Raw genomic sequence first — 20,601 nt, forward strand, 5'->3', positions numbered from 1 at the left:
CTTCCGGTCCGGTACGGCCCGCTCCGGGGCGCAGGCCGTACCTTATTTGACTGATCGTTCTAGTTTGCTCTACGGTTTCTCTGAGCAGGCGATCGAGGCCGCGATCCCATGGTATCGACTTGACTTTCCGTTTTCTCCCGAAGAAGCGGGTCAACGGTAGCGGGGCGGCGGATGTGAACGCACATGCGACGCCGCCAGGCGCCCGTAATATAGAACGATCAATCCATTTGGGGTAGTCATGAAATTTCAGGACAAAGTGGTTCTGGTGACCGGGAGCGGGTCAGGCATCGGCCGGGCCGTCGCGCGGGGATTCGCCCGTGAGGGCGCCCAGGTCGTGGTGTCCGGGCGAGGCCTGGACGCGCTGGAGCAGACCGTGAAGCTGATCGAGGCCGAGGGCGGCCGGGCCACCGCGCTGGTCGTCGACGTCACCGACTCCGCCTCGGTCGCCGGCCTGGTGGAGCAGATCACGACGCGGTACGGCAGGCTGGACATCGCGATCAACAACGCCGGGGTGCTCGCCGCGGGCCAGATCGCCGACCTGGCCGAAGCCGACTTCGCCCGCGTCGTCGACACCAATCTGACCGGGGTCTTCCTGTCGATGAAGCACGAGATCCCGGCGATGCTGTCCTCCGGCGGCGGGGTCATCATCAACTTCAGCTCGCAGATCGGGGCGCACAAGCGCATCCCCGGGTTCGGCGCCTACGCCGCGTCCAAGGCCGGGGTGACGGCGCTGACGCGCACCGCGGCGCTGGAGTACATAGGACAGGGCATCCGGATCAACACCGTCAGCCCCGGCTCGCACGACACCACGATGTCCCTGCGCCCGGGTGAGACGGAGGCCGATCGGGCGGCTCGGATGAGCGGGCAGGTCCCGATCGGCCGGGTCGGCTCTCTCGACGAGATCACCGGCACCGTCCTCTGGCTGGCCTCCGAGGACGCCGGTTTCGCCGTCGGCAGCGACGTCGTGGTGGACGGCGGCTCCACCGCCTGACCTGGTGACGCCGGGCGACTCTCCCGCCCGGCCTACTCGGGCCGGGCGGCGCCGTTGACGGTGAGCAGGATGGAGTAGACCGAGGACGTGGCGGTGATGAACATCTGATTGCGCTTCAGACCGCCGAAGCAGAGGTTGGACACGGCCTCGGGAATGTGGATCTTGCCGATCAGCGTGCCGTCGGGGTCGAAGCAGTGCACGCCGTCCCCGGCCGCGGCCCAGATCCGCCCGGCGGTGTCCAGCCGGATGCCGTCGAAGTTGCCCGCGGTGCACTTGGCGAGCACGTGGCCACCGGTGAGCGCGCCGTCCTCGGTCACGCCGAAGGACCGGATGTGGTTGACCCTGGTGTCGACGACGTAGAGCGTGGACTCGTCGACGGAGAAGGCCAGCCCGTTGGGGCGGACGAAATCGTCGGCCACGATCCGGACCTCGCCGGTGGCCGGGTCCACGCGATAGACGTGGCAGGCCCCGATCTCACTCTCCGCGCGTTGGCCCTCGTAGTCGCTGTCGATGCCGTAGGACGGATCCGTGAACCAGATCGACCCGTCCGACCTGACCACCACGTCGTTGGGGCTGTTGAGCCGTCTGCCCTCCCAACGATCGGCGATCACGGTGATGGAGCCGTCGTGCTCGGTCCTGGTGACACGGCGGTCGCCCTGCTCGCAGGAGACCAGCCGCCCCTCGCGATCCACGGTGTGGCCGTTGGCGTAACCGGCGGGCCGGCGGAACGGGCCGACCGCACCCGTCGGCTCGTCCCAGCGGAGCATCCGGTCGTTGGGAATGTCGCTCCAGACCAGGAACCGGCCGGCCGGGAAGTAGACCGGCCCCTCGGCCCAGCGGCAGCCCGTGTGGAGCCGCTCGATGCGATCGTCACCCCGGCACGCCTTGAAGCGGTCGTCCAGCACCTCGAAGCGCGCCTCGATCGTCTCCACAATCATCCCCGTTCTCAGGAACTCGTTCTGCATACACCTAAGAACACAGGATGGCATTCGGTCAAGCTCTATATTCACCGACTGTTGTTCAGGGATACGATGGGTCGTCGTGGACGATATCGATCGCGAGCTCCTCGCCCTGCTCCAAACCGACGCCACCCGGTCCTACGCCGCGCTCGGCGAGGCCGTGGGCCTGTCCAGCGGGGCCACCCACGAGCGCGTGCGTAAGCTGCGGCTGCGCGGGGTGATCAGGCGCACCTCGATCGACGTCGATCCGGCGGCGATCGGCAAGGGCGTGGCGGCCTTCGTGATGATCGACGCCAACGCGTGGATGGGCGGCGAGGAGACCGCGTCCGCGCTCGCCGCGCTGCCCTGGATCGAGGAGGCCCATATCGTCGCGGGGGCCGCTTCGCTGCTGGTCAAGGTGCGCACCTCCAGCACCGAGGATCTGCAGGCCGTTCTCAGACGCCTGCACGAGGTCCCCGGTGTCACCGGCACCCGGACCGTGGTGGTGCTGGAGACCTTCTTCGACCGCCCCCTCGACCCCCGAGGCGACAGCCCTCGTGACTAGACACGGGCCTCGTGGCTAGGCGCGGGCCTCGTGGCTAGACGCGGGCGCCTTACGGTCGAGCGCGGGCGTCGTAGGCCTCGCGGGCGCTGTGGACCTGCTCGATGTGGCCCTCGGCCCACGTCTTGATGGCCAGCATCACCGGCTGGAGATCGCGGCCGAGGTCGGTGAGGGCGTAGTCGACGCGGACCGGCACTGAGGGGGTGACCGCGCGGGAGACCAGGCCGTCGCGCTCCAGGCCGCGCAGGGTCTGGGTGAGCATCTTCTGGCTGACGCCCGCGATGATCCGGCCCAGATCGCTGTAGCGCAACGGACCGCCCGACAGCGCGTTCAGGACCAGGCTGACCCACTTGTCGCTGATCGTGTCGAGCAGCTCCCTGGCCGGGCAGGCCGCCAGATAGGCGTCATACGCGGCTCGCGCGTCGTCTCGTCGTTGTACGGCCGTCTGGGTGGCCATGGCGCCCCTTCTGGTGGGATACGCACCTTAACGTGCGTACTTCCTTTTGGAGAGTAGCACTCCGTAGGTTCGTTCCATCGGAACGAGAGACATGGAGACGACGATGCGCGCGGTGGTGATTCGTTCGTTCGGCGGGCCGGAGGTCCTGAAGGTCGAAGAGGTCCCGGTACCCCGGGCCGGTGCCGGCCAGGTGCGGATTCGGGTGGAGGCGGCGGGCGTCAACCCCGTCGACGTGGCGGTCCGGACCGGAGCGCTCGTCGAGGGCGGGCTGTCGGAGCGGCGCGAGGTCCACGGCCTCGGCTGGGACGTGGCCGGGTCGGTCGAGGAGATCGGCGCGGGGGTCACCGGATTCGCTCCGGGTGATCGGGTGATCGCCCTGTCCGACCGGCTCGATCTGTCGCTCGGCGCCTACGCCGAGCAGATCGTGCTGGACGCCGACGCGGTGGCCCCCGCTCCCGCCCACGCCACCTCGGTGCAGGCCGCCACGCTCCCGCTCAACGCCCTGACGGCCGACCAGGCCATCGACTTCGTCGGCCTGGCCGAGGGCCAAACCCTGCTGGTGACCGGCGCCGCGGGCGCGGTGGGCGGTTACGCCGTCGAGCTGGCCGTGGCGCGGGGGCTGCGGGTGGTCGCCGTGGCGGGCGCCGGGGACGAGGATCTCGTCCGGGGGTTCGGCGCGGAGTTCTTCGTATCCCGCGGCGCCGAGCTGGGCTCCGCCGTACGGGGACTGGTGCCGGGTGGGGTGCACGGCGCGATCGACGCCGCCGCGATCGGCACGGCCGCGCTCACCGCGGTGCGCAACGGCGGCTCCTTCGCGGCCGTGCGCGGCGGCGCGGCGCCCGTCGCGTTGCGCGGCACCCGGGTGGCCAACGTCTGGATCCGCGCCGACGGAGCCCGCCTCGCCGAGCTCGCCAAGCTGGCCGACGACGGCCGGCTGACCTTCCGGGTCGCCGGCACCTTCCCGCTCGACCAGGCCGCGGCCGCTCACGAGCGCCTCGCCGAGGGTGGCCTCCGCGGCCGCCTCGTCCTGCTCACCTGACCTCGTCGCCCGCGCGGCCTCCAGCGACGTGAGAGCCTTCCCGGCACCGCCCTCACCGCCGCCCTACTCGGCACCGTCCTCACCGCCGCCCTACTCGGCGCCGCCCTGGCGCCGGTCGCCGCGCACCCCGGCACCTCGGGCTCCTCGGACGCCTACTTCGCCGCCATCCTCCTCGGCAGGAACGAGGTGCCCGTCAAGGGCGGGCCGGTCGGCGACGACGTCCTGGACTCGTCCGAGCCGCGGTGCTCCTGCGGGCTGACCCCGAACACGCGCTTGAAGGCGGCGCTGAGCGCGAAGGAACTGCCGTAGCCGACCTGCCGGGCCACCGCGCCGATGGTGGCGTCGCTTCCGCGAAGCAGGTCGGCGGCCATGGCCAGCCGCCAGCCGGTAAGGAAGGCCATCGGCGGCTCGCCGACCAGTTCGGTGAAGCGACGTGCCAGCGACGCGCGGGAGACGCCGGCCCCGGCCGCCAGGGCGGCCACCGTCCAGGGGTGGGCCGGGTTGTTGTGGATCATCCGCAGGGCTCGGCCCACCACGGGATCGCTGTGGGCCCGGTACCAGGCCGGGGCCTGCGCTTCCGGGCGGGAGAACCAGACCCGCAGGACGGCGATGAGCAGCAGGTCGAGCAGCCGGTCGAGAACGGACTCCTGCCCCGGCTCGTCCTTGACGATCTCGTCACCGAGCAGCGAGAGCGGGAGAGCGTCCCAGGCGTCGGCCGGCAGGACGAGCAGCGGGGGCAGCGCCGCGAGCAGACGCCCGCTGATCTCCCCCTGCATCTGGTAGGTCCCGATGATCATCATCGTCGAGCCGTCCGGGTTGTTGCCCCAGGTGCGGACGCCCAGATCCATCGCCTGCTCCAGCGGCTCGCCCCGCAGGGTGGTGCAGTGCTGCCCGGGATGGATCACCACCTGGGGCGGGGTGGCCGGGTCGTCGGCCACCGTGTACGAGTCCGGGCCGCGCACGATCGCGACGTCTCCGGGGCTCAGCCGTACCGCATCGCCGGCGTCGGGGATCACCCACGCCTGACCGCGCGCCATGGCCAGCAGGGTGAGCGGCGCCCGATCCTGGATCCTCATGGACCACGGTGGGTCCAGAATCGACCGCAGCAGGAACGCTCCCCGGGCTCTCGGACCGTCCAGCAGGCCGGTAAGTGCGTCCATCAATCCACTTTAGACGGATAAACATGGATTTGAGGCTCTCAACCATGGACCGTCTCGCCTCCCTGACGCTTCACTGGTGATGTAACAGGAACACGCGGCAGGCGACGACGCCGGGCTCCGGCGGAACGGACGAGATCCGCCGCCGGGCGGCACGGCGGCTTCCGTCTCCCCCACCGAGAATGCGATGTCTGAGATGTTGAAAAGCGCCACCCTTGTCGCGGCCACGCTGACCACGGGGCTCATAGCCGGCCTGTTCTACGCCTACGCCTGCTCGGTCATGCTCGGCCTGGGAAAGACGGACGACCGAACCTTCATCCGCGCGATGCAGTGGATCAACGTGAAGATCCTCAACGGCTGGTTCCTGATCGCCTTCATGGGAGCGCCGGTGCTGATCGTCGCGGCGGGAGTGCTTCATCTGGACGGGAACGGACGATCCGCGCTGCCCTGGATCGTGGCCGCCCTCGTGCTGTACGGGGTGACGCTCGGCGCCACCTTCGCCGTCAACGTGCCGCTCAACGACAGGCTCGCCGCGGCCGGAGACCCCGACGGCATCGCCGATCTCGCCGCGGTGCGCGAGGCCTTCGAAGCGACGTGGAACCGCTGGAACATCGTCCGCGCGGTGTCGTCCACGGGCGCGTTCGGCTGCCTCGTCTGGGCCCTGGTGCTGCACGGGGGCGCCGCCTGACCCGGCGGGACGGCCGCCTGACCCAGCGGGACGGAGGAAACGGAGGATCTCCGCCTCCGTGACCGCGGCGACGCCGGTTCACCCCGGTGCCGTCGGCTCCGGTTACTCACCGAACCTTCGTCTCGCGCTCAACTCCCATACGCCCTCCGGCCGCCCCTGTCGTCGATCTTGTCGATGACGGCCGGGGTCACGTTCACGCTCCGACCCCACGCAACACCCGCGAGGCAAGGAACGGATGCCCGATGAACAGATGGCGCGCGATCACCGCGATCACGGTCCTCGGCACCGCCGTGGCGGCCCTGCCCGGGACGGCCGGAGCCGACGACGTCCACGGCGGGTCCCGTCGCACCTTCGACCTCCAGGCCCACCGAGGCGGGCTGGGACTGGTGGTGGAGGCCACGCTTCCCGCCTTCGCCAACGCGCTGGAGATCGGCGTCAGCACGCTCGAACTCGACGTCCAGATCACCGAGGACGGTCAGGCGGTCGTGACCCACGACCGCAAGATCAGCGACAGGAAGTGCGCGGACACCACCCCCGCCTTCCCGGGTGACCCCGAGTTTCCCTACATCGGCAAATACGTCAACACCCTGACCCTCGCACAGATCAGGACCATGGACTGCGGCACCCGGACCCTGCCGGAGTTTCCCGGGCAGCGGCCGGTTCCCGGAGCGAGGATGCCGATGCTGCGCGAGGTCTTCGACCTTGTCAGGCGCTACCACGCGCGCCACGTCATGCTCAACGTCGAAACCAAGGTGGAGGCGGGCGCCCCGCAGGAGACGGCGCCCCGGGAGCAGTTCGTCCAGGTCACGCTGGAGGAGATCCGCAGGGCCGGCATGCTGCGGCAGGTCACCGTCCAGAGCTTCGACTGGGGCTCCCTGATGCGGATGCGGGAGGTCGAACCGCGTCTGCCGATCGTGGCCCTGACCAACCGGGACTTCCTGCAGACCGGCCGGCCCGGGGCGTCGCCCTGGCTCGGCGGGATCGACATCGACGACTTCGGCGGGGACCCGCTCAAGGCGATCAAGTCCTTCGGCGCCGACGCGTTCTCTCCCGTGCACGGTTTCCCGCAGAACGGGAAGGTGACCGACCCCGGCTACCAGCCCTACGTCACCAGGGAGATGGTCGACCAGGCGCACGAACTGGGCATCAAGGTGATCCCGTGGACCGTCGACGACGTGCCGACGCTGAACAAGCTCATCGACGACGGCGTCGACGGCATGATCACCGACTACCCCGACCGGCTGCGGCAGCTGATGGCCGAACGCGGCTTCAAGCTCCCCAGGCAGTACGGACCCAAGCCGTCCGACCAGCCGTGACGGTCCGCCTCGCGGGTCGGTCCGGAGAGGCCGTGACCGGGGATCGAGGGGATCGCCAGGTGGAATGCCCTGCCGGGATCGCCACCGTGGCCACGCGGATCCGCCTGCGGGCCGATGACGTCGAGGAACTCCACGATCGAGCCGGGCCGGCCGTGGGTGAGGATCAGCGGCGGCGCGTCCGGCTCATCCTGCCGCTGATCAGGCGGTAGGCGGGCCCCGCCGGGCGCGTCAGGGATAGATCTTCCTGTGCTCGGCCAGCATCGTGACGTACTGCTCGATGCGACGTGCCCGGGTTTCGGCCTTCTTGGCGTCCTGCACGCGGTACAGCACCGCGTATCGGTTACGGCTGTCGAGCGTCGCGAAGAACTCCTGCGCGGCGGGATTGCCGGCCAGAGCGTGCGCCAGATCCTCGGGCACGGCGGCGGTCCGCGATCCGTCGTACGCCGCGTCCCAGCGGCCGTCCTCCTTGGCGCGCTCGACCTCCAGCAGGCCCGCGGGCCTCATGCGGCCCTGCTCGACCAGCGCGGCGACCTTGTCCCGGTTGATCTTCGACCATTTGCTCCTCGGCCGGCGCGGAGTGAACCGCTGCAGCCAGTGCTGATCGTCGAACGCGCGCTTCTGCCCGTCGATCCAGCCGTGGCACAGCGCCACGTCGAGCGCCTGGGCGTAGTCCGGCGACTCGACACCCGCCCCTTTCTTGCCGATCTTCAGCCAGATGCCGGGCGAGGAGTCGTGGTGGACGGCGAGCCATTCCTCGAATGCCACGGCCGAGGGGAACGAGAGAGTTTCCACATCAGAACTCACCGCAGCAGTCAACCACTCCGGCGCCGCGGGAGTGAACCGCACCGGCCGGAGTCCGGCCACGGCGACCGTTTCGCCGCGGCGGAGCCCCCCGGCCTACTCGTCACCGGCGGGCGTTCTTTCACCCATCGCGCGCCCGCCGTACGGTGCCCCGAGCCGCCCATCGGACTCCGGAGCGTACCCGCTGCGTGCCCGCTAGTGCGGGGCCATGTCGACGAAGCGGCTGTAGTGGCCCTGGAAGGCCACGGTGACCGTGGCGGTGGGGCCGTTACGGTGCTTGGCCACGATCAGGTCGGCTTCGCCCGCTCGGGGCGATTCGCGCTCATAGGCATCTTCTCGGTGGAGAAGGATGACCATGTCCGCATCTTGTTCGATACTGCCGGATTCGCGAAGGTCGCTGACCATGGGACGCTTGTCGGTCCGCTGCTCAGGGCCACGGTTGAGCTGGGAGATCGCGATGACCGGGACCTCCAGCTCCTTGGCGAGGAGCTTGATGGCCCGGGAGATCTCGGAGACCTCGTTCTGGCGACTCTCGGTCTTCTTCGGCGAGGACATGAGCTGGAGATAGTCGATGATGACGAAGCGCAGGTCGTTGCGCTGCTTGAGGCGACGGCACTTGGCCCGGATCTCCATCATCGACATGTTGGGCGAGTCGTCGATGAACAGCGGCGCCTCGGCCACCTCGCCCATCCGCCGGGCCAGCTTGGCCCAGTCGTCGTCGGTCATCGTGCCCGAGCGCATGTTGTGCAGCGCCACCCTCGCCTCGGCCGACAGCAGGCGCATCGTGATCTCGTTACGGGACATTTCCAGCGAGAATACGACAGTGGTCATACCGTGCTTGATAGCGGCAGATCTGGCGAAGTCCAGCCCCAGGGTGCTGTTATGGGTAGGAATACACGCCCTACTCGCAAGGTACATGTGGTCGGCGTTGTCCACTTGCACACATCGCACCGGTACCGACGGTACGGCTCGCACATCCACGATGGACCGGACAAGGGTCGCCGGGTGCGCCTCGGTCACCTGTCGAGCGATCTTGCGGGTCAGGCGGAACACCTTCTCGGCAGCCGTAAAGTTGATCATGTAGGAGGTGGAGGAGTCGGCCGTCCTGCCCTTGACAGCCTTCGTCCTCATGGTCGCCCGGTAGCCGAGGCTCAGGACGAGCTCGAAAACGTCCTCCGCCAGCCTCTGGTTCGTGACGGCGAACTGGATCTGACCGTTGCGGTTCACGTAGCCGTCCGTGTCAAGGAGCCCGGCCAGCAGCGCTCGCCGCTGCCTTTCGGAGGCACGCAGGTAGGAATGGGGGATGTGCTTGTCGCCGAGAACTCCGATGGTGCGCAGAACGGCCTGCACCGTGCCCTGACGGTTTCGGCATGCCTGGCACTGCCGTAATCCGCTGGACGGGCCACCACAGTCGGGGCAGGTGGGCGCCGGAACCGGATCCGAAACGAAACGGGCCTTCGCTCCACAGGAACGACCGCATGTGCGCACCTGGGAGGTCTGGGGGGTGAACGATGCCCCGCAGACGACACAGAGACGGGACGCGACAGGCTGCGGGTCGGGGAAGGCCATCGAGTAGGCGAGGTTCGCAGCCAGGGGGGTGACCCGCAGTCCCTCTGCTTCGAGGTTGACAACGATCTCCGGATCGGCCGTGGTGAATCGAGCCCCGGCGCTGTGACCGTCACCCAGCCAGACACCGAGCGCGTACGGCGGCAAAGGCAGGTCTTGCTCATCCAGATCGAACGGGGCGGCTACGGCGACCGCGTGGTTGGGTCGCCTGTCCGCCGAGGCGCATCGCACCGTGGCTGCGATCTCCTCTGTCGTCACGACGTCCGTGTGGGCGACCGTCGTGGCGACGTTCTTCGGCCGGGGCACTCGCGCGTGCAGGGCTTCGAAGAGACGCCTGTGTGAGTACGCGGGGGCGTTCCACGTGTAGCTCCGAGCCGTGCCGGTGACAGGCCGCGGAACTCTGCCCGTCGAACCGATCTCTCGCTGCACGACGTGGAGAACGTTACGAAGCTCCTCACCGACGACGGAGACGGCTTCCCGGTGCGTGATGAGCCGGTCCGGCTCCGCCATCGAGGTTTCATACGCGCCCTTGACCCGCGCGACGGACTCGGCGGGCCGGTGGAGCGCACGCCCGCTCTCCGGCCTCTGACGGCGGCTCGCGCGCGTGGTCGTCCGCCACTGATGCTGAGCGTCGGCGACGATTACCGTCCCGTCACTGAACTCCACCTCGTAGCAGGGCCGTCCGTGCATCACTTCGGTCGCCGCAACGACCCGGGTCGGCTTGCCGTCGGCGCCGATCAGACAGTCGCCGGGTTCGACCTCTCCCATGGTCGTCCAACCGGTCGGAGTGGGCAGCGGAGTGTCGAGGGCGAGTGCCTTACCGATCGCCGGTCGTGCGGCCACGACGATCATCTGGCCGGGATGGAGGCCGTTGGTGAGGGCGTCGAGGTCCTGGAAGCCGGTGGGGACGCCGACCATCTGGCCGCCCCGGCCGCCGATGGCCTCCAGCTCGTCGAGGGCGCCCGGCATGATGTCGGCCAGGGGGACGTAGTCCTCGGAGGTGCGGCGCTCGGTGACCTTGTAGATCTCGGCCTGGGCCCGGTCGACGAGGTCGTCGACCTCCTCGTCCTGCCCGCCGTATCCGAAGGAGACGATGCGGGTGCCGGCCTCGATCAGCCGCCGCAGGATGGCCTGCTCGCGGACGATCCTGGCGTAGTAGCCGGCGTTCGCGGCGGTGGGCACGACGGCGGTCAGCGTGTGGAGGTAGGCGCCGCCGCCGACCCGGGCGACCTCACCGCGCTTTTGCAGCTCGTCGAAGATGGTGACGGCGTCGGCGGGGTCGCCGCGGCCGTAGAGGTCGGTGATGATGTCGTAGATGATCTGGTGGGCCGGACGGTAGAAGTCGTCGGATCGCAGGATCTCGACCACGTCGGCGATGGCGTCTTTGGACAGCAGCATGCCGCCGAGGACGGACTGCTCGGCCTCGATGTTGTTCGGTGGGGTGCGCTCGAATCCCGGCTCGAAGACCGGCGGCTCCGCGATGCTCACCGCACACCCCTTCTTTCGAACGCAGTTGCGCTATCCCTATTACTAGCCGACCAGTCTGACAGTTTCGCCGCTTCCCGGACCACGTGGCAACGCGTCCTGTCGACAGAGGTGTGGATAAGGTGTGCAGTTCTTCCCCAGAGATGTGGGCACCCTGGGGACAGTGCTGTGGATAACTCTTTTCCACAACTCGGAAAGTGCTCCTGAGCAGGGAAAACGTAATCCACCGCCTGTGGAGGAAAGAAAGTTGGAGCGACACGCCGAGACTCTCCTCACACAGCGTGATCCATCCTCGTGATCCACTGCGGAGCCACCCCGCGAGTAAGAGGCACAATGGACAGGTGCCTCTTACCCCCAGAGTCGGCCGCGACCACGACAGACAGATCCTCCGGCTGGCCGTGCCCGCCTTCGGAGCGCTGGTCGCCGAGCCGCTGTTCCTGCTGACGGACACCGTCATCGTCGGCCGCCTGCCCGCGCCCGCGCTCGGCGCGCTGGGAGTGGCGAGCACCGTGCTGAGCGTCCTGGTGGGACTGTGCGTGTTCCTCGCCTACGGCACGACGGCGGCGGTGGCCCGGCAGATCGGCGCGGGCAACACCCGGCGGGCGCTCCGGCAGGGAGTGGACGGCCTCTGGCTGGCCGCCGGAGTCGGACTGGCGATCATCGCCGTGGTCTGGCCGCTCGCGCCCTCGCTCGTCCACCTCATCGGCGCCGAGGGCGAGCTCGCAGGCCAGGCGGTGACCTACCTGAGGATCAGCCTGCTGGGCGTTCCGGCCATGCTGCTCGTCCTGGCCGGAACCGGCGTGCTGCGCGGCATGCAGGACACCGCGACACCGCTGCTGGTCTCGGTCGGGTCCTTCGCGCTGAACGCGGTGCTCAACCTCGTGTTCGTCCTCGGCCTGGGCTGGGGGGTCGCGGGCTCCGCCTGGGGCACGGTGCTGGCCCAGTCGCTCGCCGCCGCGGTCTACCTGGCCCTGATCTTCGGACGGCACAGGGCCCCGCTCCGGCCCGACCTGGCGGGCATCAGAGCCGCGGGTTCCGCCGGGATCGCCCTGGTCATCCGTACGGCGTGCATGCAGGTGGTGCTGACCCTCGCGGCGACCGTGGCCACCCGCATGGGAGAGAGCCAGATCGAGGCCCACACGGTCGCCCTCAGGATCTGGACCCTGCTGGCCTTCGCCCTGGACGCGATCGCCATCGCCGGGCAGGCCATCACCGGCCGCACCCTGGGCGCCGGTGACGTGGCCGGGACCCGGGCGGCGACCCGGCGGATGGTCGCGTGGGGGATCGGCTCGGGCGTGGTGCTCGGCCTCGCCGTGGTCGCGGCCAGGCCGTTCGTGCCCGCGCTGTTCGACGCCGGAGCCGAAGTGAGCGGGGAGCTGTCCGTCCTGCTGTGGGTGATAGCGTCCCTGCAACCGGTCGCCGGGGTGGTGTTCGTCCTGGACGGGGTGCTGATCGGCGCCGGTGACCAGCGCTACCTCGCCTGGGCGGGCTTGTGGACGACGCTGGCCTATCTGCCCGCCGCGCTGCTGGTGATCGTCACCGGTGGCGGGCTGGTCGCGCTGTGGCTGGCGCTCGGGGTGTGGATGACGGCCCGGCTGGTCACTCTGGGCCTACGTGCGTACGGCAGGGCGTGGCTGGTGATCGGTGCGTGATCTGGTGGTGTCCACCACGTAACCGGCTACCTCTTGTCCCGGCGAATCCCCTGCGGCACTGTGAACACATCCATACAAGGGTGTTCTACCCACCATGATTGGGTCACGCCGTGCCCGAAGGTACATCTCTGTCCATCGTGCGTCGCCTGCCGCCGAGTGAGGCCACCGATCGGTGGACCGGCGCACGTCATGGTCTGCCCAAGGCCTACGGCCGTACGGATCTCATCGTCCTGGGTGTCGGCGTCATGATCGGCGCGGGTATCTTCAGCATCGCCGGTCGCCAGGCGGCCACCATGGCCGGCCCCGGCGTGATCCTGTCATTCATGATCGCTGGAATCACCAGCCTGCTCGTGGCCTTCTGCTTCGCCGAACTGTCGTCGGCCATGCCGACCTCGGGAAGCGCCTACACCTTCACCTACGTCATCTTCGGTGAGGTGTGGGCCTGGATCGTCGGCTGGGCACTGGTGATGGAACTCCTGCTCGCCGCCGCGGTGGTGGCCCGCGCCTGGTCCCTCTACGCCGCCCAGATGCTCACCGACCTCGGCGTCCACCTGCCCGGCCCGCTGGCCGGGATCACCGGCCAGGTCGAGGGGTTCGATCTGTTCGCGCTGTTCATCCTGGTGGTGCTGACGGCCGTGGTGGCGTTCGGCGCGCGGATCGGCCTGCGCACCCTGTGGATCATCGTGGTCGCCAAGCTGCTGGCCGTCGGCGCGGTCATCGTGGTGGGCGCCACGCACTTCGACCAGCGCAACCTCTCGACCATCCCGGTCCCGCCGGCTCCCGCGGAGACGGCCGCGGACACCCTGCACTCGCCGCTGCTCGGCATCCTCTTCGGCCAGACCAGCGCGTTCGGCTGGTTCGGCATCTTCGCCGCCTCGGCGGTCATCGCCTTCGCCTACATCGGGTTCGACGTCGTGGCCACGGCGGCCGAGGAGGCCGAGGACGCCCCCCGGTCGATCCCGCGCGGCATCATCCTCAGTCTGGTGATCACAACGGTCATCTACATCGCGGTCGCGGTGGTGATGATCGGCATGACCTCCTACGACAAGATCGACCCCAAGGCCCCGCTGGCCAACGCCTTCCGCCGCGCGGGCGAGGGCTTCATGGTGCACATCATCAACATCGGCGCGGTCCTCGGTCTGACCACGGTCGTGCTGGTGCTGCTCGTCGGCCTGACCCGGGTGATGTTCTCCCTGGCCCGCGACGGGCTGATCCCCCGCCCATTGGCCAGGATCAACCGTAGCTACCACAGCCCGACCCGGGTCACCCTGCTCATCGGGGGGCTGGCGATCCTGCTGGCCGAGTTCGTGCCGGTGCTCACGCTCGAACCGCTGGTCGTGATCGGCACCCTGTTCGTCTTCATCGCGGTGGCCGCCGGAGTGATCAGGATGCGGCAGACGATGCCCGACCTGCCCCGCGGTTTCCGTGTCCCGCTCTCCCCCGGCGTGCCGATCGCCTCGATCATCGCCTGCCTGTGGCTGCTGGTGAACCTCCAGGTCATCACCTGGCTGTACTTCGCCGCCTGGATGGCCTTCGGCGTGCTGGTCTACCTGATGTACGGCAGGCGCAACAGCGTGCTCTCCGGGGCGCACCCATCGACTGACCCGCTGGGCGCCGAGGGCCGCGGCAGGCATCGCCGCTGAGCACCGAGAGCCGGGTCGGGGCACCGCCGCCGAGACCCTGCCGAGAGGCCGCGGCCGGAGCACCGCCGCCGAGGCCCTACCGAGACCCTGCCGAGGCCCTCAAAGGCGCCGGGCGTCCAGCACGCTCTGCAGGAACTCGCGGGTCCGGGGCTGCCGCGGGTCGGTGAAGATCTGCTCGGGAGTTCCCCGCTCCAGGAGCACGCCGCCGTCGAGGAAGCAGACGGTGTCGGCGATCTCCCGGCAGAAACCCATCTCGTGGGTGGTCAGGATCATGGTCATCCCCCCCTCCTTGAGCTCCCGGATGATCTCAAGGACCTCCTTGACCAGCGCCGGGTCCAGAGCGGAGGTGACCTCGTCCAGCAGCATCAGGCTGGGCCGGGTGGCCAGCGCCCGGATGACGGCGGCGCGCTGCTGCTGGCCGCCGGAGAGCCGGTCGGGATAGGAGTCCGCCTTGTCCGCCAGCCCGAACCGGGCCAGCAGTTCGCGGGCCTGAGCCTCGGCCTGCTCCTTGCCGACCTTGTGCACCTTGCGCGGGGCCAGTGTGATGTTGTCCAGCACGGTCATGTGCGGGAACAGGTTGAAGGCCTGGAAGACGATGCCCATGCGCCTGCGCGCCTGGTCGGCGTCGGTCCGGACGTCGGTGATCTCGTCACCGTCCAGATAGATGGCGCCGTCGTCCACCGTCTCCAGCAGGTTCACGCAGCGCAGCAGGGTGGACTTGCCCGAACCCGAGGCGCCGATCAGGCAGACCACCTCGTGCGCCTCGACCGACAGGTCGATCCCGCGCAGCACGCTGTTGCCGTGGTAGTTCTTCCAGACGCCCTCGACGGTCAGAAGGCTCATGGGTTCTCCTCGCCCGATGGCTCGCCGGATCGTGAGGCGAAGCCACCCCGTACGGCCCGCCCGCCCCGCGCGCTCACTGGCCCCGCCGCCGCTGCGACCGGGCCGCCAGATAATCGGTGAAGCGGGCCATCGGGATGGTCAGCAGGATGAACAGCAACGCCGCCGCCAGGTACGGCGTGTAGTTGAAGGTGCTGGCGGCGTGGATCTGCGCCTGACGCAGGGCCTCCAGCGGGCCGATCGTGGCGACCAGCGCGGTGTCCTTCTGCAGCGAGACGAAGTCGTTGAGCAGAGGCGGCACGACACGGCGCGCGGCCTGGGGCACCACCACGTAACGCATGGTCTTGCCGTGGCTCAGCCCCAGGGATCGGGCCGCGGCCCACTGACTCGGGTGCACCGAGTCGATGCCCGCCCGGAACACCTCCGCCACGTACGCCCCGTAGGACAGGGTGAGCGCGATGACGCCCAGCGTCGCGAGGTCCGTCGGCATGCCCTGCAGACCGAGCGCGGGCAGGCCGAAGCCGACGAGGTAGATGACCAGGATCGTCGGCACGCCGCGGAAGACGTCGGTGTAGGCCACCGCGAGGGCGCGCAGCGGGAAGAACACCGGGGCGGTGAGGTTGCGGGCCAGCGCGACCAGCAACCCCACGAGCAGGATCAGCGGCTCGGCGATCAGGAAGATCTTGACGTTGAGCAGGAACCCGCTCAGCACGTCCGGCAGCGCCTTGACGAACTGCTCGGAGTCGAAGAACGTCTCCTGGACCCGCGGCCAGCCGGGCGAATTGGTGAAGACCCAGACGAGCAGGACGATCAGCAGGATCGTCGATCCGGTCGCGATCGAACCCGACCGGATCGCCCTGTTCCTGCGCAGTCGCTCCCGCTCCGCCTGCCGTTGGCTCTTCACCCACCCGGCGTGGGCCACCGTGACGGGACCGCCGTTCTTCTCGGTGTGAGCCGTCACGCGATCACCGCTCCCCGGCGGGAACGGTGTCCCCGGTCACCCGGAGGGCCGGCTCCGGCGCCGGGCCGGCGGCCGCTGAGCGCGTGCCGGTCACTTCAGCTCCGGAGCACCCGCGGCCGAGCCGAGCCACTGGGTCTCGATCTTGGCGAGCTCGCCGGAGGAGGTCAGCTTGTCGATCGCCTCGTTCACGCAGCTCACCAGCGGGCTGCCCTTCTCGAACACCGCGCCGAAGACCTCGGGCGTGCCGGAGACGGAGCCGAACTGACCGACGATCTTGGAGTTGTCGACCTGGGCGGCGGTCACGTAGAACGCGGTGGGCAGGTCGACCACGACCGCGTCGACCTGCTTGTTCTTGAGCGCGTTCACCGCGTCGATCTGCTCGTTGTAGACATTCGGCTCGGCCGTCGGCTTGATGACGTCCTTGACCGCCTGCAGCGAGGTGGTGCCGATCTGCACGCCGATCTTGGCGTCCTTGAAGGCGGCCAGGTCCGTGGCCGAGGCGGCCTTGGAGCCGTCCAGGGCGACCACGGCCTGCTTGACCGTGTAGTAGCCCTTGCTGAAATCGACGACCTTGGCCCTGTCGGGGGTCACCGAGACCTGGTTGAGGTCGAAGTCGAACTGCTTGGCGCCGGGGGCGAACGCGGAGTCGAACTTCACCGTCGCCCAGCTCACCTCGCCGCCGTCGAAACCGAGCTGCTTGGCGACGGCGTAGGCCACCGCGCTCTCGAAGCCCTTGCCGTTGGCCGGGGCGTCGTCCTTGAACCACGGCTCGTAGGCGGGCTTGTCCGTGCCGATCGTCAGCTTGCCCGCGGTCTTCAGCTTGAGCTGGTCCTTGGCGCAGGTCGCCGGCGCGGCGGCGGAGGGACCGGCCTGGGCCGTCGTGTCCGAGGCCGGCGCACAGGCCACGGCGACAGCCGCGAGGGCGCCGAGCGCGAGCAGCGTCGAAGGACGGACCATGAAAACCTCCAGAATCAAGCAGCAACTCACGAATTGTACGTACGCATCGTGACCGCCGGTAACACGGTCCCACCATACGGGCGAGGGCCCTTCCCCGGCAGCCGGGAAAGGGCCCTCGTCAGACGTGACCGGTCAGGCCGCGACGACCTCGATCTCGAGGGCGGCGGAGACCTCCGGGTGCAGCTTGACGCTGACCCGGTGGGAGCCGAGGCTCTTGATCGCCGGGGCGATCTCGATGCGACGACGGTCGAGCAGGGGGCCGCCGGCGGCCTTGACGGCCTCGGCGACGTCGCCGGTGGTGATGGAGCCGAAGAGACGGCCGGAGTCGCCGGCCTTCGTCTTCAGGACCACCTTCAGGGCCTTGAGCTGGCCGGCGACTTCCTGGGCAGTGCCGAGGTCGCGGATCTCGCGGGCGTCACGCGCCTTCTTGATCGAGGCGATCTGCTTCTCTCCGCCGCGCGTCCACAGGATGGCGAAGCCGCGGGGAAGCAGGTAGTTACGGCCGTAGCCGCTCTTGACCTCGACGATGTCGCCGGGGGCGCCGAGGCCGGAGACCTCACTGGTGAGAATGAGCTTCATCTGTCCGGACCTCCTTAGCGCGCGGTGCTCATGTACGGCAGGAGCGCCATCTCACGAGCGTTCTTGATAGCGGTCGCCACGTCACGCTGGTGCTGGGTGCAGTTGCCCGTCACCCGGCGGGCACGGATCTTGCCGCGGTCGGAGATGAACTTCCGAAGCAGCGCCGTGTCCTTGTAGTCGACGTAGGAGATCTTGTCATGGCAGAACAGGCAAACCTTCTTCTTAGGCTTGCGCAGTGCCGGCTTGGCCATCGTGGTGCTCCTTTCAGAGCCCCGCCGTACGGCGGGAATGGTCGCTGCGGATATGGACTGGGTTCAAGGATGCGATCCCCGGCCGCCGGTGAGGACGGCCGCCGGACCTAGAAGGGCGGTTCGTCGCTGAAGTCGCCGCCGCCGAAGTTGCCGCCGCCCTGCTGGCCGCCACCGTAGTTGCCGCCACCGTTGCCGCCGCCACCGTAGTTGTTGCCACCGCCGCCGCCGAAACCGCCACCTTGCGGGGCGGAGGGCGCCGCGGAGGCCCACGGGTCGTTGGCGGGGCCGCCGCCGAAACCGCCGCCACCGCCACCGCCCTGACGGGCGGTCTTGTTGACCTTGGCGGTCGCGTTCTTCAGGGAGGGGCCGACCTCGTCGACCTCGACCTCGTAAACCGTGCGCTTCTCGCCTTCCTTGGTCTCGTAAGACCGCTGGCGCAGCCGTCCCTGAACGATGACCCGCATGCCGCGCTGGAGGCTCTCGGCGACGTTCTCCGCCGCCTGCCGCCACACGTTGCAGGTCAGGAACAGGCCTTCGCCGTCCTTCCACTCGTTGGTCGTCTTGTCGAGGAACCGTGGAGTGGATGCGATGCGGAACCGGGCCACAGCTTGCCCCGTGGGGGTGAACCGCAGCTCCGGGTCGTCGACGAGGTTGCCGACGATGGTGATCGTGGTGTCGCCTGCTGCCATGGCTAGCGCTGCCCTTCCTGCGGCTTCAGCTGGATTACCGGCTCAGAGTACGGCTGCCGCCCGACAAAATGCCGGGGGTTAGTGCACGTCCGGGCGCAGGACCTTGGTGCGGAGGATGCCCTCGTTGAGGTTCATCTGCCGGTCGAGCTCCTTGACCGTGGCGGGCTCGGCGGTCAGGTCGATGACGGCGTAGATGCCCTCGGGCTTCTTGGCGATGTCGTAGGACAGCCGGCGACGGCCCCACACGTCGACCTTCTCCACGGTGCCGCCGTCATTGCGGATCACCGTGAGGAACTGGTCGAGGGAAGGGGCCACCGTACGCTCATCGAGCGAAGGGTCGAGAATGACCATCACTTCGTAACGACGCATGCTGGCTTCCAACCTCCTCTGGACTCTTGCGGTCACGACACCGTGCCGTGACAGGAGGACGCTGACGTCTTCACCACGGACGCCCATTTCGGCGACCGTGAAGGAGGGCGGGCAATAACACGCCCATGCGACGTAGCCGTGCCAGCCTACCAGCCTGTCAAGGGTTGGGCCGTCACCCCGCCGGGCACCTCCCTACCAAGGAAAAAAGGGGGTGGTGAGCATGTCGCGCGTGTCCCGGTCCACCGGAGGCCGGCCGTCCCGGTTCAGGCTGAACAGCGACGGGCGACGGCACCCCGTCGAGAACGTGCTGAGCGTCGTCACGCTCGTCTGCGGGCTGGTGGCCTTCGTGAGTGTGTTCATCCCGGGCGCGCACGCCGTGGGGGCGTGGCTGGGGACGGTGGGGTTCGTCGGAGGCCTCTACTCGCAGTACGTCTCGGCGACGACCGCGGAGCGCTCGCTGAACATCGTGGGCATCGTGGCCTCGTTCGTGGGCGTGGCCTTCGGCATCTACCACGGTGGTTTCTACCCGTAGCGCCCCGAAAGGCCGAAGGCCGCGCCCGGCGGGCTAGCCGCCCAGGTGCAGGTCGACACCGAGCAGGACGAGGAACCACAGGAGAACGGCCAGCAGTGCCTCGGCGATGTCCTTCAGGAGTTTGGGGGTGATGTAGTGGTGGACCCAGGCCACGTAGAGGCCGACCAGGATGTAGATCAGCCCGATCAGGCTGACCCCTCTTCGGTAGTAAGCCATTTCGACTCCTCGGGTTCAGCCCGCCGGGGGAGCGGGCATCGGGGCGCGTCGTGCGACTGCCCGTGGGCCGCGCCTCGAAACGGCTAGGCTCGAACACATGCCGCGTATCGGAGCACATGTCGACCAGGACGACCCGCTGGCCCACGCCAGGGCGCGCGACGCCGAGGTGGCGCAGTTCTTCCTGGGCGACCCCCAGGGCTGGAAGGGCCCCGTCATCGGCGAGAAGACCCGGGAGATCAAGGATTCCGACGTGGACGTCTACGTCCACGCGCCCTATGTGATCAATGTGGCCACCGCCAACAACCGGATCCGCATCCCCAGCCGCAAGCTGCTGAGCGCCAACCTCGCGGCGGCGGCCGAACTCGGCGCCAAGGGCCTGATCGTGCACGGCGGGCACGTCGGCGCCGGCGACGATCCGCAGAAGGGCTTCGACAACTGGCGCAAGGTGTTCGAGCGCCTGGAGGAGCACGAGGTCCCCGTGCTCATCGAGAACACCGCCGGCGGCGGCAACGCGATGGCCCGCAGGCTGGAGCGCATCGCCCGGCTGTGGGAGGCCCTCGACGGCTTCGACGTGGGTTTCTGCCTCGACACCTGCCACGCGCACGCGGCCGGTGAGGAACTGGCCGACGTGGTCGAGCGGATCATGGCGATCACCGGCCGGATCGACCTGATCCACTGCAACGACTCGCGCGACGCGGCGGGCTCCGGCGCCGACCGGCACGCCAACCTGGGCGCGGGCCAGATCGACCCCGAGCTCATCCTCGCGGTGTGCCGGAGCGCGGGAGCACCGATCGTGGTGGAGACCCCGTTCGAGGGACAGGCCGAGGACATCGCCCTCCTCAGGAAGAACCTTTGATCCCCAGCCTGTGGATAACTTTTCTGGATTACTTCTCACCAAGAGTGGGTAAGGGG

Annotated in this window: 23 protein-coding genes; 10 read left to right on the forward strand and 13 right to left on the reverse strand. The window is 68.9% G+C overall.

Translation table 11 applies throughout. The annotated features are described in order from the left end of the window. Window positions 1–238 precede the first annotated feature (238 nt). Window positions 239–991: an SDR family NAD(P)-dependent oxidoreductase gene (locus tag ACQPYK_RS48055; RefSeq protein WP_433248008.1), complete on the forward strand. Its 753-nt coding sequence runs from the start codon at window positions 239–241 to the stop codon at window positions 989–991. A gap of 32 nt (window positions 992–1,023) precedes the next feature. Here the strand turns inward: ACQPYK_RS48055 and ACQPYK_RS48060 are convergent, their stop codons facing one another. After that, window positions 1,024–1,956, reverse strand: a complete 933-nt coding sequence (locus tag ACQPYK_RS48060) for an SMP-30/gluconolactonase/LRE family protein (RefSeq protein ID WP_433248011.1) — start codon at window positions 1,954–1,956, stop codon at window positions 1,024–1,026. 76 nt (window positions 1,957–2,032) lie between these two features. Between ACQPYK_RS48060 and ACQPYK_RS48065 the strand changes: the two genes are divergently transcribed. Beyond that, window positions 2,033–2,494 (forward strand): Lrp/AsnC family transcriptional regulator, encoded by a 462-nt coding sequence (locus tag ACQPYK_RS48065; RefSeq protein ID WP_433248014.1) that lies wholly within the window; start codon window positions 2,033–2,035, stop codon window positions 2,492–2,494. Between the two features lie 49 nt (window positions 2,495–2,543). Here ACQPYK_RS48065 and ACQPYK_RS48070 read toward each other — a convergent pair whose 3' ends face one another. Further along, entirely contained in the window at window positions 2,544–2,948 is a 405-nt protein-coding gene (locus tag ACQPYK_RS48070; protein ID WP_433248017.1) for a winged helix-turn-helix transcriptional regulator, read from the reverse strand. A gap of 103 nt (window positions 2,949–3,051) precedes the next feature. Here ACQPYK_RS48070 and ACQPYK_RS48075 point away from each other — a divergent pair, with 103 nt between their 5' ends. Then, window positions 3,052–3,987 carry an NADP-dependent oxidoreductase gene (locus ACQPYK_RS48075; RefSeq protein ID WP_433248020.1) on the forward strand — a complete coding sequence of 312 codons (936 nt, stop codon included), beginning with the start codon at window positions 3,052–3,054 and terminating at the stop codon, window positions 3,985–3,987. 152 nt (window positions 3,988–4,139) lie between these two features. On the opposite strand, the gene ACQPYK_RS48080 is transcribed toward ACQPYK_RS48075, so the two are convergent. After that, the gene (locus ACQPYK_RS48080) at window positions 4,140–5,147 is read right to left on the reverse strand and encodes an AraC family transcriptional regulator (protein ID WP_433248023.1); all 1,008 of its coding nucleotides are present in this window, start codon (window positions 5,145–5,147) and stop codon (window positions 4,140–4,142) included. 184 nt (window positions 5,148–5,331) lie between these two features. Here ACQPYK_RS48080 and ACQPYK_RS48085 point away from each other — a divergent pair, with 184 nt between their 5' ends. The 3 genes from ACQPYK_RS48085 (at window position 5,332) to ACQPYK_RS48095 (ending at window position 7,357) form a co-directional block, all read left to right on the forward strand. After that, complete coding sequence (locus ACQPYK_RS48085; protein WP_433248026.1) at window positions 5,332–5,832, forward strand: DUF1772 domain-containing protein; 501 nt, start codon at window positions 5,332–5,334, stop codon at window positions 5,830–5,832. Window positions 5,833–6,074: 242 nt separating this feature from the next. Next, a complete protein-coding gene (locus ACQPYK_RS48090; RefSeq protein ID WP_433248029.1) occupies window positions 6,075–7,148 on the forward strand; it encodes a glycerophosphodiester phosphodiesterase family protein in 1,074 nt (357 codons plus the stop codon). Between the two features lie 32 nt (window positions 7,149–7,180). Further along, on the forward strand, window positions 7,181–7,357 hold the full coding sequence (locus tag ACQPYK_RS48095; protein WP_433248032.1) for a hypothetical protein: 177 nt from the start codon (window positions 7,181–7,183) through the stop codon (window positions 7,355–7,357). Window positions 7,358–7,376: 19 nt separating this feature from the next. Here the strand turns inward: ACQPYK_RS48095 and ACQPYK_RS48100 are convergent, their stop codons facing one another. Both ACQPYK_RS48100 and dnaB read right to left on the reverse strand, forming a co-directional pair. Continuing rightward, entirely contained in the window at window positions 7,377–7,952 is a 576-nt protein-coding gene (locus ACQPYK_RS48100) for a YdeI/OmpD-associated family protein (RefSeq protein ID WP_433248035.1), read from the reverse strand. Window positions 7,953–8,144: 192 nt separating this feature from the next. Then, the gene (gene dnaB / locus ACQPYK_RS48105) at window positions 8,145–11,003 is read right to left on the reverse strand and encodes a replicative DNA helicase (RefSeq protein WP_433248038.1); all 2,859 of its coding nucleotides are present in this window, start codon (window positions 11,001–11,003) and stop codon (window positions 8,145–8,147) included. Window positions 11,004–11,341: 338 nt separating this feature from the next. Between dnaB and ACQPYK_RS48110 the strand changes: the two genes are divergently transcribed. Together ACQPYK_RS48110 and ACQPYK_RS48115 are read left to right on the forward strand one after the other, a co-directional pair. Continuing rightward, the gene (locus tag ACQPYK_RS48110) at window positions 11,342–12,652 is read left to right on the forward strand and encodes an MATE family efflux transporter (RefSeq protein ID WP_433248041.1); all 1,311 of its coding nucleotides are present in this window, start codon (window positions 11,342–11,344) and stop codon (window positions 12,650–12,652) included. A gap of 110 nt (window positions 12,653–12,762) precedes the next feature. Then, window positions 12,763–14,295: an APC family permease gene (locus ACQPYK_RS48115; protein WP_433248044.1), complete on the forward strand. Its 1,533-nt coding sequence runs from the start codon at window positions 12,763–12,765 to the stop codon at window positions 14,293–14,295. Window positions 14,296–14,394: 99 nt separating this feature from the next. Here the strand turns inward: ACQPYK_RS48115 and ACQPYK_RS48120 are convergent, their stop codons facing one another. The 7 genes from ACQPYK_RS48120 to rpsF all read right to left on the reverse strand — a co-directional run bounded on the left by ACQPYK_RS48120 (window position 14,395) and on the right by rpsF (window position 18,941). Beyond that, complete coding sequence (locus ACQPYK_RS48120; RefSeq protein WP_433248047.1) at window positions 14,395–15,138, reverse strand: amino acid ABC transporter ATP-binding protein; 744 nt, start codon at window positions 15,136–15,138, stop codon at window positions 14,395–14,397. Window positions 15,139–15,211: 73 nt separating this feature from the next. Continuing rightward, window positions 15,212–16,096 carry an amino acid ABC transporter permease gene (locus ACQPYK_RS48125; RefSeq protein WP_433248050.1) on the reverse strand — a complete coding sequence of 295 codons (885 nt, stop codon included), beginning with the start codon at window positions 16,094–16,096 and terminating at the stop codon, window positions 15,212–15,214. Window positions 16,097–16,186: 90 nt separating this feature from the next. Next, window positions 16,187–17,053 carry an ABC transporter substrate-binding protein gene (locus tag ACQPYK_RS48130; RefSeq protein ID WP_433248053.1) on the reverse strand — a complete coding sequence of 289 codons (867 nt, stop codon included), beginning with the start codon at window positions 17,051–17,053 and terminating at the stop codon, window positions 16,187–16,189. A 132-nt stretch (window positions 17,054–17,185) separates the two neighbouring features. Further along, window positions 17,186–17,632, reverse strand: coding sequence for a 50S ribosomal protein L9 (gene rplI / locus ACQPYK_RS48135; protein WP_433248056.1), 447 nt, complete (start codon window positions 17,630–17,632; stop codon window positions 17,186–17,188). 14 nt (window positions 17,633–17,646) lie between these two features. After that, complete coding sequence (rpsR, locus tag ACQPYK_RS48140; protein WP_012895699.1) at window positions 17,647–17,883, reverse strand: 30S ribosomal protein S18; 237 nt, start codon at window positions 17,881–17,883, stop codon at window positions 17,647–17,649. Window positions 17,884–17,990: 107 nt separating this feature from the next. Continuing rightward, window positions 17,991–18,572 (reverse strand): single-stranded DNA-binding protein, encoded by a 582-nt coding sequence (locus ACQPYK_RS48145; protein ID WP_433248061.1) that lies wholly within the window; start codon window positions 18,570–18,572, stop codon window positions 17,991–17,993. Window positions 18,573–18,650: 78 nt separating this feature from the next. After that, window positions 18,651–18,941: a 30S ribosomal protein S6 gene (gene rpsF / locus ACQPYK_RS48150; protein ID WP_189789792.1), complete on the reverse strand. Its 291-nt coding sequence runs from the start codon at window positions 18,939–18,941 to the stop codon at window positions 18,651–18,653. Between the two features lie 220 nt (window positions 18,942–19,161). On the opposite strand from rpsF, the gene ACQPYK_RS48155 reads away from it, so the two are divergent. After that, window positions 19,162–19,473 (forward strand): hypothetical protein, encoded by a 312-nt coding sequence (locus ACQPYK_RS48155; RefSeq protein ID WP_433248064.1) that lies wholly within the window; start codon window positions 19,162–19,164, stop codon window positions 19,471–19,473. A gap of 33 nt (window positions 19,474–19,506) precedes the next feature. On the opposite strand, the gene ACQPYK_RS48160 is transcribed toward ACQPYK_RS48155, so the two are convergent. Further along, window positions 19,507–19,689 carry a hypothetical protein gene (locus tag ACQPYK_RS48160; protein WP_433248067.1) on the reverse strand — a complete coding sequence of 61 codons (183 nt, stop codon included), beginning with the start codon at window positions 19,687–19,689 and terminating at the stop codon, window positions 19,507–19,509. A gap of 97 nt (window positions 19,690–19,786) precedes the next feature. Here ACQPYK_RS48160 and ACQPYK_RS48165 point away from each other — a divergent pair, with 97 nt between their 5' ends. Continuing rightward, entirely contained in the window at window positions 19,787–20,545 is a 759-nt protein-coding gene (locus tag ACQPYK_RS48165) for a deoxyribonuclease IV (RefSeq protein ID WP_433248070.1), read from the forward strand. The last annotated feature ends 56 nt before the right edge of the window (window positions 20,546–20,601 follow it).

Source organism: Streptosporangium sp. CA-135522, assembly GCF_050949235.1.
Classification (GTDB): domain Bacteria; phylum Actinomycetota; class Actinomycetes; order Streptosporangiales; family Streptosporangiaceae; genus Streptosporangium.